The sequence below is a fragment of the Pseudoalteromonas sp. NBT06-2 genome, assembly GCF_002276045.1.
Classification (GTDB): domain Bacteria; phylum Pseudomonadota; class Gammaproteobacteria; order Enterobacterales; family Alteromonadaceae; genus Pseudoalteromonas.
The window spans coordinates 1-14,598 of the sequence record NZ_NQMR01000167.1 but is presented as its reverse complement, the minus strand read 5'-3'; the positions used below and the strand labels follow the sequence as shown (position 1 = coordinate 14,598).

Sequence of the window (14,598 nt, the reverse complement as noted above, 5' to 3'; positions counted from 1 at the left end):
ACGCTATCTCGCCGCAAGCTCACTAATTGCCACAGCAGGAGGAAAGTGCATTTGACCGTCTAATATATATAAAACAGGGTATTCTTTTTCAGAACTACTGTAACCTGAGGCTATATTAGACTAAAATATTACTTTTAAGGGTTCTCAGCACATAAATTTCATTCGTTAATTTACACTCTACAGCCTCAACGCCTTTATAACAGACAGCCTTGTGGCGAAGCCACACTTAAGGCTGTCCTGCCCGAAGGGCGAACGTTGACAAACTTGTTATGTAACTATTTAATTGCAATTGATATTTCAATTTCATCATTGTTTTTATAATACTCAAAGTCCGTTGTGTAAGCACGCGCATGAGGACAGTTATTTGAATTAAAGTATTTCCATATCTCGCCCCACAGTTTGATAACAGCTTGCGGCATTTCCCCTTTGCATGAAAACTTTAAGTACTTGCCTGAAGATATTTGAAAGTTAGCAGAGTTTTCTAGTGATTCGGGTGATAATGTATCTGAGCATGCAACCACATCAAACGCACCTGTTGCGTCAGATTCGTAGTTAGTATATAGGCCATACACTTGAGAGTTTTCATTTAACTTTGAAGAAACATTTTTATAAAACCTTTCCCACAGTACTCCAATTTTTGCAGTTGAAGGGTTCATTTCTTCAGCGTTGGTTGTTCGTACAACCAAGCCTGTAACATTAAAGCTATTAATTTCAATAGTATTCACAATTTCTCCTCTTTAGTTACATAACAAGCCTGTAAAATTTATCTTTTAGAAAAAACAGACTCAAAAAATATTAAAAATTAAGCTTCAAAACGCATTACTACGTGAATTTTGAGGCAATATGTCTATAATTTATTTGGTCCATATGAGCGAAAAGGGTGAGGAATATGTTCCTGTGTTAAAAAAATCTTTAACGAATAGTGAAAAATTGACACTACTGGGTAATTTAGCGTAACCAAAGTTTGGGTCAAAAAATACGTACAAACCTTTTGATTTATCGGTCACTGCTGCACAGGCATGCCCTTTCGTTGCAATGAACGTACGCGAGGAAGGACTTTTCAGTGCAAGTTTAGGCAAGGTTGCGGTCGTACAATTTATGATTGCGGACGACCTGCCTACTGAAATCGAATTCATCGCCGAATCGAACGTTCGAATATTTCCTCGAGGATTCATAGTGCCATACTGCGCTAAACGCTCTGAATACTTCATCAAGAAGCGATCAGTGTCACCTGAAGGATTAATTTTTCCTTCTATTTTGTGCAGACCAAGAAAAGAAGCACTAAGGCCAGAGCAAACACCACTCTGTGATTCTGGGCTCAAAGTTCTCCAATGCAAAGCTAGCCCTTTTCCTTGTTGGAATTTTTTGAAGCTTCCTTCATAGTTTTTGCAAATCGTTTTAAAGTTGCTGATGGTAGTTTTCCTTACGTTGAGACCACTTAGACCATCTAAACATTTTTCAATGTAGATCAACCTAAAGTGTCTTTTAATAAATAAATTGCAGTTACATAACATTTATATAAACGGCTTACATACTTTGTAATTTATATGCTTCTATTATATCGGTACATAAACTCATATACTATTGATTATAAATGTTTTATTTTTTAACGGCAAGTCAAAGTGTGCGATAGCTAGGGCGATTGCATTAAAAGTAACTTGACACAACATCCCTAATTTAATCTATTTCTTCGCTTTAAGTAAAGTAAGATGACCAAACGGAAACCTACACTTATCGAACATTTCAAAGTCATTACCGAACCACGCATACAAAGGAAGCAATTACATAAATTGGATGACATGTTTTTTATTACGCTCTGTGCTGTTATCTGTGGTTGCGATAGCTGGGTTGCCATTGAAACATTTGAAAAAATGAAACGAAACTGGTTTGATCAATATTTATCACTTGAGCATGGGATCCCATCACATGATACGTTTGGACGCGCCTTTTCCTTAATTGACCCTGAGCAGCTTCAAATTTGTTTTTCCAACTGGATCAAAGAGATCGTTAAGAATGTTACCGGAGATGTGATCGCTATTGATGGTTAATGGCTTAGACGTTCACACGACATATCTAGCAATAAATCAGCTATCTACATGGTTAGCGTATGAACACATGATAATATGCACTTATGGCAAGTTAAAGTAGATGAAAAATCTAATGAAATAACAGTACTTCCTGCGTTGCTCGAAAATTTAGATATTATAGACAGCATCATTACAACTGACGCACTAAATACACAGAAAACCTCAGCAAAGTTAAATTACCGCCGGCAGAGCTGGAGGCTTACTTGATTACACCCTCTAAGGGCTAAAGTTAACGCCCAAGGCGTATTAAACCCCAAATTTCAGATGATCTCGCTGTTCATCAACTTTTTCTTGGCTTCTAATATACTCAATTACCATATTTTCATCCAAACCTACGGTTGAAACAAAACACCCTCAAGCCCAAGAATTTTCACCATTGAAGTGTCGTTGCTTACCCTTAAAGTTTTTTGCTATCGAAATCGCACTTTACCTTTAATGTAACCAACTATTGTTGAAACTGAAAACTTTGGAGGAATACTGATACACATATGAACATGATCTTTCATTAAGTGTCCTTCCTCTATAACAGACATTCCGCACCCAAAGTCGATATTTTAAATTCTGAGTGAATTTTGATTAAAATAGACTTAGATTTCCAATAGTGCTGTCTATTAAATATACATATCGCGCATTTTGTACTGAAATAGTATAAAAAAATAACTTTTATGGGGTGCGAAATGTCAGCTATAACGACACCTTTACATTTTTATAATTCATGAAAATTTTCACCTAAATGTTTTCTTATCGCATCGCATATTAGCTTTTGCCGTTTTTTCGGAATAAAAACGATATGGTATTTACAATCCCACCTTGTATGGGTCAAACTTTTATAATCTCGCATAGGTTGTTTTCTCTTTACTTTTACTCGAGAAAAAATTATATTTACCGTTGTCACGGTGAAACCTGTACGAGTCACCTCAGCAGAGCTGGGGGTTTATCAATGTTTAATTAATTGCACATTATGGAGAAGCAATAAAACCTAAACTATCAACTTTAAAGCCTGACACTATGAAGGACATGAGTGATTTAGTTGCTCGAATAAACCAACTACTTGTAATGCAAACAATGGAGAAAAACTGTCTTCAGATTTTAGCAAAAAGCCTAACTATGACAATCAAACCTTTACTGACTTTATTTAAACATCAAATAAAAAACATTGAAAATAAACTCGTTAAACTTATTGAAAGCTGCCCCGACTATCAAGCTAAAAACACCAAAAGCATTGGTAAAATTGCCACAGCTTCAATCATCAGTAATCTACCTTAGTTTGGCTACATTAGTATCAAACAAGCCAGTGCATTAGTAGGTGTTGCACCTATGAATCGAGAAAGTGGTCGCTATAAAGGAGTTTGAAAAATACGAGGTGAAAGATACCAAGTTAGAACTGTTTTATACATAGCAATGATGTCTACTCTGCAATCAAATACCGTATTTAAAGCGCATTACCAAAAATTAGTCGCAGCTGGCAAACCTAAAAAAGTAGCCTTTATTGCCTGTATCAGGAAGATAGCTGTGATCTTAAATTCGATGCTACAATATGAGGTCTGTGGGAAGCGCCAAAAGTCTAAAATTAACTATTGACACCATAGTCTCTTGTTATGCGCCACATCCACTAGTCACACTCCAGGAATCACAATAACCATCCATGTCAGCAAAAAGACTGCTTAATCTTTTCATCTCGAAGGTAATGAAATCGTAGGTTACCGTATTTTTAACCTTAAATGATACATAACCAGAAGGGTCACCTTCTTCAATTAATTCTTCATCGGCTTCTACGCAACTTCCTTGTGGCAACTTCCCTAGAACCTCATTTTGTTGTTCTTTACTTAATGGCCAATCCTTAAAATCAATAATAAACTCTATCTCATGCATCAAATTGAAATCAAAACCTCTTTCCTCTAGCAATCGTAAGACATCCCCATCGATATCTGTTGGCCAAGTAATTTTCTCACTCATTTATTTTTTCTTTCCTTAAGTTAATGATTCACTCTATCGAGTCGCATAACGAGCCTGTAGAATTTCTATTTAAAAAAACAGACTCAAAAATTATTAAAAATTAAACCTCAAAACACATTGTTACGTTAATTTTGAGGTAATATTCTACTAAAACATTACTTTTACGAACGCTTAGCACATAAATTTCACCCGTCAATTTACACTTTAGAAAAATGCTACAACCTCAACACCCAGATAGATGTCAGCTGCGTAACACCTATCCTGACACGTGGGAGCAAAGTCATGTTATTACGCAGACTGCTTTTACAGTCTTTTAAATAACCTAAAAATCGCGTGTAAATTCGCTCTGCACTTTTTAGACTATCACCACTACACCACGTTTCATTACCTGCGGGGCAACGACAACTTTTTTTCCTTTTATCATAATGAAAATCCTGACTGGTAAATTAACTTGGTTTACCTTTACTACTTTTAAGTCATCGCTTTTTTTCTGTATGGTATGTTTCGATCACTTTAAATAATGGATTTCGACTTTTAAATTGGGTATCAGCAATATAACTATCAAGTCCTGTGTTGCTAACCGCCGAAACAGGTTAAGGTTAGTTTTGTATCTCTAATTTCCTATGGCTTCCTTCAGACCCTATCGTTAGCCAATAACGCCCTTGCCATTCGGATTATCTTCCCCTTAGTCAGGGTGATCAGATTTCTTTCAGCTTGTCGGGTTTGCCAGATTCGCTGGGCAAACAAAAAAAAAAGCCCTAAGAGGGCTTTTGGAGCATTCATATCAACCGTCACCGATATGAGCAATGTAGCAAGTAATAAAGATTTGAACATCAACGACCCAATACCAAGGGGGCGATAGTTACTGGGCTATTAATGTTCATACAGTTTAACGTACTGTTTAACGTTTACAGGGTACTTCCTTAGCATGGCAAAGCATTGGTCTGAGCTTCAACGCTTTGTTAGGAATAATTATTATTTAGAATAAGCATTAAGTCAACATTTAAATGATAATTATTTGCAATAGAGGTTTTCAGTATTACACACCCTCATATTTTGCTCGGTTTTAGTTGCGTAAAATAGTGACTTTCCTCAAGTCACTATCAAATCCAATATATTCACCAACTTGCTGTAACGCCTAAAATACAAAGGTCACTACTCTGGGTGGCCTCCTAAACCTGTTTTTAAAACGTGATTTATTAATTATGTTCAATACTATTTGACTCAAGGATTTAATCTTAAATAACCAAAAAATACGTTATTACAATTCATACAAAAAACAATTTCAATAGTAATATCATATTGATTCCATCGATCATGACTAATCATTCTGTTATTTTTTACACTGAAATTTAAATCTTTCATCAACCTACTTATTATACTCGCCATTCCCCTAACATAACTTCTGATGTAAATCCAGGTCCGAAAGCTATTAAAACGCCTTGATCTTTATGATTCACATTCCCAAAATGTCTGGATAACACATCAATCACTGATACACTTGATGTATTACCAACGATTTTTAAAGATTCCCTACTTTTTTCTAATATGTGAGGTTTTAAATTTAAACAGCGTTGAACTTCATCAAGAATACGTCTTCCTCCAGTATGAGAGATGCAAAAATCAATATTATCAGTATGCTTTAATTCCGATTGTATAAATTCATTAACTTGATTTCTTATCATTTCGACTGAATACATAACTTGTTTATCAAGTGAAAATAAAAAACCATTATTTGTTATATTATACTGGATAAATGACTCTGTATTTTTCAGAAAAATACTTTTTGACTTAACAACTGAAAGCCCCTCACCCACATCATCACCTCTCATTACAACACCAGCAGCTCCATCTCCAAAAATGGAATCAGAAATAAAATCTTGTAATTTTCCTGCTTCACGGTGAAAACAAAGTGATGACGTTTCTAATGCGACAATCAAAACGTTATTTGTTGGTGAAAGTTGACAATGTTCAAATGCTCTATTAATAGCATAAGCCCCACCAACGCATCCCATTTGTGCTATAGGAAGCTGTATCGTATTTTCAGGTAAATCAAGTCCATTTATTAAATGTGCAGTTAAGGATGGCATCATGAACCCTGTGCATGATGTTGTTATAATCATCGTTATATCTTTTTTTGTTAGCCCTGAGTTATCCAACGCTTTTTGCGCGACTAACAATGAATACTTCCTCGCAACTTCCTCATATAAAGCTTGTCTTTCTTCAAATAAACCTAAGTTCATGACAAGATCAAATGGAAAGAAAAGATGACGTTTTTCAATTGTAGTATTATAAATCATTTCCTCTAATTGGTTCATGTGAGATGTATTAGAATGATATTTTTTAATAAAATTTAAAATATCATTATTCGTAACAATATACTCAGGATAATATATTGATGGTTTGGTCAGTGTTGGCATAAATTCTCCATTTAAAAAACATAAATTAGAAATAATAGAACAGGTTATATGACGTATGTAGCTTATTATTACCCCTTCAGAAAGTGAAACTTACCACTTAGAAACGCACTATTTATACGTACAAAAATCAGGTACAAAAATCAGGTACAAAAATCAGGTACAAAAAAAGAGACCGACATCTAATCAAATAACATTCAATATAATTAACATTAATTTTCTTCATTACTTCTAACGCTTCGTTTATAGCGATTATTAATAGTTAACCATGCAATTTATACCCTCACACCAATTAGAATCTCAGATTTAGTGGGTATGAGGGTTAATGGGTCCAATCACTTTATCTAACTGTTTTGAAGCCTTGTAACTTCATGTTGTAGAACTATTTTCACGTATAAATTTTTCCCCATTACCGATTTCACTCCCATAGTTTGATTCATTATTGTTTGTGTAAAGGTCAATTTTGACCTGCTAAGAGCTTTGCTCCATTGCATGGTTTAATTATTTCGTAATACCGTGTTAAATCTTCACAGTCATCATCAATAAAATCACTTCGTTTGCGTGTAACGACTCATCGAACTTGAATTTCATCTTTACTGCAAAGCAAGCGCTCTAAGCTCACTTCATTATCTGGGTGATCATCAAACGTATCTGCTATTAAATTTTCTATATAGTCACTTACTACACCAGTTAGTTTTTTAGATTTATTCATAACTTATCTTGCTACAATTAATGTACGTACAAAAAAATCGCGCTATGACAGATGAAAAAACAAAGTTGGGCGACCAACTCAAGAAAATATGGCAAGCGCTAGATGTGAATTTAGAGCTGAACTTGACCGTAAAAAACACTACAAAAATCATGCTACAAAGCAGGGTTTAAAACTTGGTGTATGGCTGAAAAAATTAGCTGATAAAGATTATATGATTGAAGATTAAAGTGATAATTTGAATAAATTCAATGTACTGATTTTTAAATAAAGTCAATAACATACATTTTTTATGACACAGACTGGCGAACAGGAGTAAACTTTTAGGGTCGATGGTTGTTTATGTGAATAGTGCGATTAGCCCATCACTGTATATGAAAAATTTATATTTTCATGTACCACCTCTAAAAAATATGCTGTTACATTAGGATTTGACACTATCTTAATTCACCACTTATCACCACAGCATAAATAACCTCAGTTTTATTAAAAAACCGCCCTCGAAAACAACGATTAGAATTATTAGATATGAATAAACACAAATGGGTATTGGCATCTAAAGGTTATATACCTTAAAATGATTTTTAATTAATCATGTTTCATTTATAGCCGCGGAAAGCAGGTTGTAACTAAATCAGTTCGTTTTCATAGAGTAATACTCTTAATTCAAAGCCCTTTGTGCCGCAAGCGGCGAGAAATTAGACCCGTAGAGATTAAAGTAATATTTTCAACTTTAAAATAAATTACATTTCGAGTTCAATACTCGAAAAACTTACATTAGCAGTATTTATTACGCGAGGGTTATTATTAACATCCTTTAAATGTATAACTGTTCCTTCATAACTGATAAGTGTGTAGCCAAACTCGCGTAACTCCCCCTCTAAGCCAGTAGAGATTTGGACTTCTCTACCTACAAACTCCTCAAACATATTTCTTCCTTAAAATGGTTTTTTGATATTAATTAAGTCAACAAAGTATATTTATTATTCAGTAAAAATAAAGGATTAAAACCCAATAAAGGTACAATATACCCCGTAGATATTAGAGTAAACACTTAGATTAGTTAATTAGATTAAAGTTTTATGAATTTCATTAGCAATAAGCTAAGCAGCTAACCAAAAATCTTTTTGGTTCATTAATGAAGCTTCGCCAGTCAGTATCAACATTGCTAAATTTCTATAACCAATTCATGAATTAACAATTGGCAGGAGTAACAATTAATTATCAATGTGGTAGAGAGGAACACTATTATCATTAATTGTATGTGCAACATCTATTAGAATGTGTATTCCTAAAAATGCTATGGAATGTCGGATAACATCAATTCTAGCGATAAATATACCTTAAAAAACTGTACATTAAAATCCATTTTAAAGTACAGTTTACTTTTGCCTATGAAGCAACTTAATCATATTGATTAATATAAATAAAGTTATTGGGTTTACATTGTTTTTACAGTTATTACTTTGATATTACTCAAATTAGACCTTTATAAATATCTCAATAATAGTTGATTCAAGGTTGTATAATTCGTAATATAAATCGAAAATATTATTGAAAGGAATCTTATTATATCGGTCGCCAAATACTCTATGGCCAAAGTTGTTATCTACTTATTTATAAAAGTCATGCGAGATAACATCTAAATATATATTTTTACATTAAAAATTAAAAAACATTAAATAACCGGTGCTTTAAACTCCTTTTTCAAAGCACTGGTCATAGCTTCATGTCCAGGAAACATCTCAATAATAAAAAATAGCATATGAAAAGTTATTGCGATTACATTGTGATTGCGTTTACGCGCATTGTTTTGTTTGTTATATAACCATGTCACTTCAAAATTCATGTTTCAAAGCTATCTGAGCGAGCCCAATTCAAGGCGAGTTTAAACAGGGTTTATGCTGTGTTATTAATTTTGATAAAGGAACAATCATTATCTTCAATTAATGCCTTACCTAAATCCTGTTTAATTCTCGCTGTAATCGTGTATTTTGAGATATTATGGGTATATATGCTATATTTTATAATTTTTCCACTGGCCGGAATATACGAGAGCGGCTTGTCCCGACCAAGAAAGAAACAGTTTAGGCACCTATACTTATTATTGATATTGCAACGTATCCCTCTACTAAGGGCTTATATTCTCAATTGTGCAAAACCCCATAAAAATTACCTATTCATATTTATATCTGTTAGGATTTTTGTGTTAAAAAATCATATAACGCACATATCTAGAAACAATAAAAATGAAAGTCTCTAAAATTGCAACTGCATTAAGTTTTGCATTAGCATTCACTGCTTGCTCAGAACAACAAATACAAAAAAAGCCAACTACAGAAAACACTAAACCTGTTACACAACATTCACACTCTCATGAAAAGAAGCATGGCGCTAAAACTGATGAAAATAAAAATTCATCTGATGAATTTCAATGGATTGCAGACCGTTTTGCGGATATTCGTGTTTTACGTTACCAAGTGCCCGGTTTTGAAGAACTGCCACTAGAAACTAAAGAGCTTTTATTTTATTTATATAAAGCAGCGTTATCTGGTCGAGATATGACATGGGACCAAAACTTTAAATACAATTTAACAATTCGTCATACGATTGAAGCTATCATGAACGAATATTCTGGTAATAGAAATACTGAAGAATTTAAGAAATTTATTGAATGTTGCTGAAAATTCACAACAGAAAAAAGCCCTAACATTATTAGCTAAATACTATCGAACCGGTGACTTAAAAGACTTTGATGAATATAGCATTGCTTGGGTGAAAGACATTAACTCAAATGTCGATGTAGTAAACGGCTTTATTGAAGTATATGACGATCCGCTAGCTTACCGTGGTGCATTTGAATCTGTTGTCTCTATAAAAGATCATAAAACAACAAAAGTAATTGCTAAAATTGGGTGAGAGCATTGAAGAAGCACATATGCGTAACCGTCAGTTAATTGCCAAGTGGGCATTTTAAAAAGGTGCCAAAGATAATGTAATTGAAAAACGCACTCGCGATGGTAAAACTTATTTTGTTGTAATTGATTACAAAAAGCTGCAAACAATCTTTGGCCAGTTATTAAGAGAACTACAGCGTATTAAATCTGAGGGTGATTTTGAAGCCGGCCAAGCTTTAATTGAAAACTATGCTGTTAAAGTTGACTCTGTGTTGCATCAAGAAGTATTAAACCGCTATGAAAAATTAGACTTAGCCCCTTACTCTGGCTTTATTAACTCTAAATTAGAAGCGGTTTATAAAGATGGTAAAATTGTAGATGTAACTATTTCATACCCTACTGAATTTACTAAACAAATGCTTGAGTATGGTAACGAATATGGATTATTATCTGTTTTAAACTAATTTAAATAGCTATAAACTAATAAACGCATGTTTCTTCATGCCTTTATTAGTTTTAGGTACCTATTAAGTGAATAATATTTATATAAGACAATTTTAACTGTTATGCTTTCATAGAGGTATATACAATGTATGTAACAAAATACAGTACTAAGTAAGTTTAATTACCAAGGAATTTTTGTGCAATATTTCCCTATTTTTGTAGATGGTAAACAATTAAAAGTATTAGTTGTGGGTGGCGGCGAAGTAGCAACAAGAAAAGTTGAACTCATGCTAAAAACGCCAGCGAATGTCACAGTGGTTTCACCAAAGTTATCAACAAGCCTTTCTCAATTAGCACTAGACAATAAAATCACCTATATAGAAGGTGTTTACAACAAGTCATTATTAAATGACAAACAATTAGTATTTGTGGCAACTGAAAATAGCAAACTCAACCAACAAATTAATGAAGATGCAAAACACGCTAAAGTATTAGCCAACGTTGTTGATAGCCCTGCCCTGTGTCACTTTATTACACCTTCAATTGTAGACCGATCGCCAATGACTTTTGCCATGTCGAGTGAAGGTAAATCACCTGTATTATTACGTTACTGGCGAGCAAAGTTAGAAATACTTATTCCACAAAATCTTGGTGAAATAGCCTCATTTGCAGGTTCAAAACGCCAACAAATAAAAGATAAGCTAAACAATGTTTCTAAAAGGCGCAGTTTTTGGGAAAGCTTTTTTTCTTCGAGCAAAAGTGAAGATACCAGCAAACTTTCTGAGTTATTTCAAACTCTCATAGCTAAAACAGACAATTTCATATCTCCTGCTGAGCTATATATTATTAATACCCCAGACCACCCTGATAAGCTGACAATGGGCACATTACGACATATGCAAAAATCAGACATTGCAATTTATGATACCGATATTGGTCAAGATATTATTGAATTAGTGCGCCGAGATGCTGAACGTGAACTTAGGAACCATAATAATTTCGACCAGTTTAAACATTATTTACATGACGGTTTGAAAGTCTGTTATTTAACCACTAAAAGTCAAGATGACTTATTAAGCTTAAAAAATAGCATTAATAGCAATATTAATATTCTAGATTTTTAAATTTATCAATGTATCACTGGTTACTCATTTAATTGAGGACCAGTGATTAATATACCCATGCTACATGTAAATTCGTGATTTCAGCAAGTTGAAAAGCGTGCTAAATGAGAGGCATAAGATGTGTCGTTAAGTCATTCCCAGCAAATATCTTATTACAACGCAATTGGCCGCTTACGGGAGTTTGAAAACGATTAAAGCGTTATGATTCATAATCAGGGAATACCATGGATTACAAATCATGCCTTGTACTCGTATCCTACCCAAGATCTGAAATCTGAATTTCTAAGTAGCACGGTATAAATCAGTCATTTCAATTTTAACAACTACACTTTTAAACCCAGCGTGTTCAAGCTCTTTTTTAAAGTCATCAGTATTTGAATTCTCATCATTTAATACACTCATATTACTTGGCAACTGGTTTTCATCGCCGAAATATATATTGCCAGCAAATTGGCTTTGCACATAAAAATGACCGCTTAAAATTGTTTTCTTAGGTCTAAAATGCAGTCTAAAACATTACTTAACCAATATTACATGTTGATAAACTTGTTTGATCTATCATCCAAAACCAATCCCATTTTTTATTTTTACCTGGGATATATCTATGCTCCCATTGATATGGAATACTTTTTTCTTGACCAGCCCAAAGACCAATCACAAAGTTTGCATTCTCATTAGATCTATTATCTGGGTGACTTAATAAACCATTGCCGCTCCAACGCATAAAACCATCTATTGATACATCATATGTGATATCAGCATAAAGCTCATAAGAATAAGATATAGAAGATAAATATATCAACTTTTGCGTTTAAGCTGGTATTTGCAAGGATGTTTGTTTTTGCTTGCACTACAATTCTTTCACTTTCTGAGCCGCCGTTACTAGTTCCCCAAACTTGATTTACTGATATTGTTACTGATAAAGATTTATCAGAGCAGCCAGTAACAGAGGGCGACTTCCAAGTATTTGATAAAGTAACTGATTCCGAAATACTATAATCATTTGTTTTTACCAATTAGTAGATACATCATACTCAATTGTTACAATTGACATTTGATCAACAGACGTATCATTAATTGTAGATACTGTTATATACCCAAGCCACTTCAAGATGTGAGGTTCAGGACTGCTGAGCAATTCATGATCTAGGCGCATCTTTGCATTAATGGTTACTCCCTTAAAAAAAGATGGACCGGCAATATGCTCCTGCATTGCTCTAGTACCTACATCCATGCAGGCAACAACGGCATGATTTGCTCAGAAGTCCCTGTAAGGTTGATTTATAAATACTTTATGCAGCGTTATTGATTTTGAAAAGGGAATAACCATGTTCTTCAATCAATGCCTTGCCTAAAGCATTTCTAATTCCAACTGAATCCTGCATCTTGAAGTGGTTTGGGTATAGTACGGATCAGTTCTCTATCTGCAGAAACAATATCTCCAGTTATCTTATATGACTCGGTATCCATGACATATTCAAAATTTGAAATGTTAATTGTACTTTTCTCGTCACAGCGATATCCTAAACAACTACCACTATTATAACCTTTAAGCTACCAACCAGAGGCGGATTTAGTTATCTCCACACCTTCACTAACATAAATAGCGCGATTACCGCCTACCCATGCAAACACCATATGGTGGGCTAAATATAAAAGCGGCTTAATAAACTGCTCTTTTTGGTTATCTTTAACAGAAGCTAAATTTTCAACTTCCCCCTTTAAAGATGAAACTGAAATATTTTATAATACCGTTTCACGATTCAGTGCTTCTTTAGCATTAAGGTCTGATATATGTATGAGTGTATTTGGCGGTTCTCTTAAACGAAAAGAGCGTATTTCCGCAAGATTAGACTATTTATTAAGTTATCTATATCTTGATAATGTAACCTTAAAACGCTGCAACGATGAAGGGCGCAATCGCAAGGATTTTGATTTTGTGCATTGGAGTTATCAAAATCACTTATATCAGTGTCAAAGAGCGATACCCGATCTCATAAACAATATGCCATTTACACCTTTAAGAGCGTTACTAAAGTTATTTTATTTCCATGGGGACGCCCAGTCAAAAGTCGACAGATAAATTAGAACATGCTATTGCGCATATTCTTCAAGTTCCAAGTGATACCAGAAATCGTTTAGCACAATATTTATATTTATATTTATATTTATATTTAACAGATGAACCAAAAAGCCTCTAAGGAAGGCAAGAACAAGTTCTGAAAGATATTTTAGCCGTAGAACCTATTTTTGAAAAAATTTGTTCCTACAAAGGGAAAAGTCACCTTTTATTGCTTTAGATAAAATAGCAAAAATGGGTTTAGAACTACAAGTTATAACTCTTGATGAAACTCACGCATTAGAATAAGCTGAAATTGGTCGATTATTAATCGATAAATGTAGATGATTTTGATCATGAAGAATTAGTAGCAAATAAAATTTAGGCATTAAAAAAGGCAAACCTTCGTTTGCCTTTTTCTAATCTCTAAAGAGATTAAAACTAATAATTTGCAATGCAAATTAGATAGCTTGGATGTTCTCAGCTTGTGGACCTTTCTGACCAGTAGTTACTGAGAAAGATACACGTTGGCCTTCAGCAAGAGTTTTAAAACCATCGCTTACGATTGCAGAGAAATGTGCAAAAACGTCAGGACCATTTTCTTGCTCGATAAAACCAAAACCTTTAGATTCGTTAAACCATTTTACTGTACCAGTAGTTGTAGTAGACATAATATCTTCCTATTTATTCAAGAGTAATTTAAGTCTTCTTATGAAGACAAGTAAAGCTGAAATATGTTGCTATTACTTATGTAAACAGGACGAGGTACTACTAAAGACATCGTAATGGTGTATCATAAATATAAACGTACTTTCAAGCGAGACGCATTATAAATCACCCTCATTTATAGTCAAGTTTTTTTTCATTTCATCTAGCTTATGATTCACGGCTAGCGCATTTTAACC

16 protein-coding genes and 6 pseudogenes are annotated in these 14,598 nt (G+C 33.8%); 8 read left to right on the top strand and 14 right to left on the bottom strand.

Annotated features, from left to right (window positions below):
• Positions 1-275: 275 nt before the first annotated feature.
• Together CJF42_RS22435 and CJF42_RS22430 are read right to left on the bottom strand one after the other, a co-directional pair.
• Positions 276-725, bottom strand: coding sequence for a GyrI-like domain-containing protein (locus tag CJF42_RS22435; RefSeq protein ID WP_095368796.1), 450 nt, complete (start codon positions 723-725; stop codon positions 276-278).
• Between the two features lie 129 nt (positions 726-854).
• On the bottom strand, positions 855-1,472 hold the full coding sequence (locus CJF42_RS22430) for a YopT-type cysteine protease domain-containing protein (RefSeq protein ID WP_170940718.1): 618 nt from the start codon (positions 1,470-1,472) through the stop codon (positions 855-857).
• 237 nt (positions 1,473-1,709) lie between these two features.
• Here CJF42_RS22430 and CJF42_RS22425 point away from each other — a divergent pair, with 237 nt between their 5' ends.
• Positions 1,710-2,048 carry an ISAs1 family transposase gene (locus tag CJF42_RS22425; protein ID WP_095368794.1) on the top strand — a complete coding sequence of 113 codons (339 nt, stop codon included), beginning with the start codon at positions 1,710-1,712 and terminating at the stop codon, positions 2,046-2,048.
• A gap of 285 nt (positions 2,049-2,333) precedes the next feature.
• On the opposite strand, the pseudogene tnpA reads toward CJF42_RS22425, so the two are convergent.
• Positions 2,334-2,617, bottom strand: a pseudogene (gene tnpA / locus CJF42_RS22420) (IS200/IS605 family transposase); the annotation flags it as partial.
• Between the two features lie 179 nt (positions 2,618-2,796).
• A pseudogene (locus tag CJF42_RS22415) lies at positions 2,797-2,928 on the bottom strand (transposase); the annotation flags it as partial.
• Between the two features lie 107 nt (positions 2,929-3,035).
• Between CJF42_RS22415 and CJF42_RS22410 the strand changes: the two are divergent.
• Positions 3,036-3,655: pseudogene (locus CJF42_RS22410) on the top strand (transposase); the annotation flags it as partial.
• A 28-nt stretch (positions 3,656-3,683) separates the two neighbouring features.
• Here CJF42_RS22410 and CJF42_RS22405 read toward each other — a convergent pair.
• From CJF42_RS22405 to CJF42_RS27750, 3 genes are all read right to left on the bottom strand, one after another.
• Positions 3,684-4,043, bottom strand: a complete 360-nt coding sequence (locus CJF42_RS22405; RefSeq protein WP_095368793.1) for a ribonuclease E inhibitor RraB — start codon at positions 4,041-4,043, stop codon at positions 3,684-3,686.
• A 1,376-nt stretch (positions 4,044-5,419) separates the two neighbouring features.
• On the bottom strand, positions 5,420-6,463 hold the full coding sequence (locus tag CJF42_RS22400) for a type III polyketide synthase (protein WP_095368792.1): 1,044 nt from the start codon (positions 6,461-6,463) through the stop codon (positions 5,420-5,422).
• Between the two features lie 568 nt (positions 6,464-7,031).
• Positions 7,032-7,172 (bottom strand): hypothetical protein, encoded by a 141-nt coding sequence (locus tag CJF42_RS27750; RefSeq protein WP_170940717.1) that lies wholly within the window; start codon positions 7,170-7,172, stop codon positions 7,032-7,034.
• 88 nt (positions 7,173-7,260) lie between these two features.
• On the opposite strand from CJF42_RS27750, the gene CJF42_RS27745 reads away from it, so the two are divergent.
• Entirely contained in the window at positions 7,261-7,398 is a 138-nt protein-coding gene (locus CJF42_RS27745; RefSeq protein WP_170940716.1) for a hypothetical protein, read from the top strand.
• A gap of 514 nt (positions 7,399-7,912) precedes the next feature.
• Here CJF42_RS27745 and CJF42_RS22395 read toward each other — a convergent pair.
• Together CJF42_RS22395 and CJF42_RS27740 are read right to left on the bottom strand one after the other, a co-directional pair.
• Positions 7,913-8,098: a hypothetical protein gene (locus CJF42_RS22395; protein WP_095368791.1), complete on the bottom strand. Its 186-nt coding sequence runs from the start codon at positions 8,096-8,098 to the stop codon at positions 7,913-7,915.
• Positions 8,099-8,847: 749 nt separating this feature from the next.
• On the bottom strand, positions 8,848-9,018 hold the full coding sequence (locus CJF42_RS27740; protein WP_170940715.1) for a hypothetical protein: 171 nt from the start codon (positions 9,016-9,018) through the stop codon (positions 8,848-8,850).
• A 400-nt stretch (positions 9,019-9,418) separates the two neighbouring features.
• Here CJF42_RS27740 and CJF42_RS28205 point away from each other — a divergent pair, with 400 nt between their 5' ends.
• The 4 genes from CJF42_RS28205 to CJF42_RS22385 all read left to right on the top strand — a co-directional run bounded on the left by CJF42_RS28205 (position 9,419) and on the right by CJF42_RS22385 (position 11,634).
• Positions 9,419-9,853 carry a hypothetical protein gene (locus CJF42_RS28205; protein ID WP_212668850.1) on the top strand — a complete coding sequence of 145 codons (435 nt, stop codon included), beginning with the start codon at positions 9,419-9,421 and terminating at the stop codon, positions 9,851-9,853.
• The gene (locus CJF42_RS28200; RefSeq protein WP_212668849.1) at positions 9,840-10,088 is read left to right on the top strand and encodes a dipeptidyl-peptidase 3 family protein; all 249 of its coding nucleotides are present in this window, start codon (positions 9,840-9,842) and stop codon (positions 10,086-10,088) included. Before CJF42_RS28205 ends, CJF42_RS28200 begins: the two co-directional genes overlap by 14 nt.
• A gap of 247 nt (positions 10,089-10,335) precedes the next feature.
• Positions 10,336-10,530 carry a hypothetical protein gene (locus tag CJF42_RS28195; RefSeq protein ID WP_212668848.1) on the top strand — a complete coding sequence of 65 codons (195 nt, stop codon included), beginning with the start codon at positions 10,336-10,338 and terminating at the stop codon, positions 10,528-10,530.
• Positions 10,531-10,707: 177 nt separating this feature from the next.
• On the top strand, positions 10,708-11,634 hold the full coding sequence (locus CJF42_RS22385; RefSeq protein ID WP_170940714.1) for a precorrin-2 dehydrogenase/sirohydrochlorin ferrochelatase family protein: 927 nt from the start codon (positions 10,708-10,710) through the stop codon (positions 11,632-11,634).
• A 282-nt stretch (positions 11,635-11,916) separates the two neighbouring features.
• Here the strand turns inward: CJF42_RS22385 and CJF42_RS28830 are convergent, their stop codons facing one another.
• From CJF42_RS28830 to CJF42_RS22375, 4 genes and pseudogenes are all read right to left on the bottom strand, one after another.
• On the bottom strand, positions 11,917-12,096 hold the full coding sequence (locus CJF42_RS28830; protein ID WP_252097704.1) for a hypothetical protein: 180 nt from the start codon (positions 12,094-12,096) through the stop codon (positions 11,917-11,919).
• Between the two features lie 58 nt (positions 12,097-12,154).
• Positions 12,155-12,650, bottom strand: a pseudogene (locus CJF42_RS28825) (aerolysin family beta-barrel pore-forming toxin).
• Positions 12,644-12,868, bottom strand: coding sequence for a hypothetical protein (locus CJF42_RS28820; protein ID WP_252097703.1), 225 nt, complete (start codon positions 12,866-12,868; stop codon positions 12,644-12,646). The pseudogene CJF42_RS28825 and the gene CJF42_RS28820 overlap by 7 nt, the downstream one beginning before the upstream one ends.
• A gap of 128 nt (positions 12,869-12,996) precedes the next feature.
• Positions 12,997-13,272 (bottom strand): annotated as a pseudogene (locus tag CJF42_RS22375) (aerolysin family beta-barrel pore-forming toxin).
• Between CJF42_RS22375 and CJF42_RS22370 the strand changes: the two are divergent.
• A pseudogene (locus CJF42_RS22370) lies at positions 13,238-13,835 on the top strand (acyl-CoA dehydrogenase domain-containing protein). The pseudogenes CJF42_RS22375 and CJF42_RS22370 overlap by 35 nt on opposite strands.
• Before the next feature lie 319 nt (positions 13,836-14,154).
• Here CJF42_RS22370 and CJF42_RS22365 read toward each other — a convergent pair.
• A complete protein-coding gene (locus tag CJF42_RS22365) occupies positions 14,155-14,364 on the bottom strand; it encodes a cold-shock protein (RefSeq protein ID WP_091985062.1) in 210 nt (69 codons plus the stop codon).
• Positions 14,365-14,598: the final 234 nt, after the last annotated feature.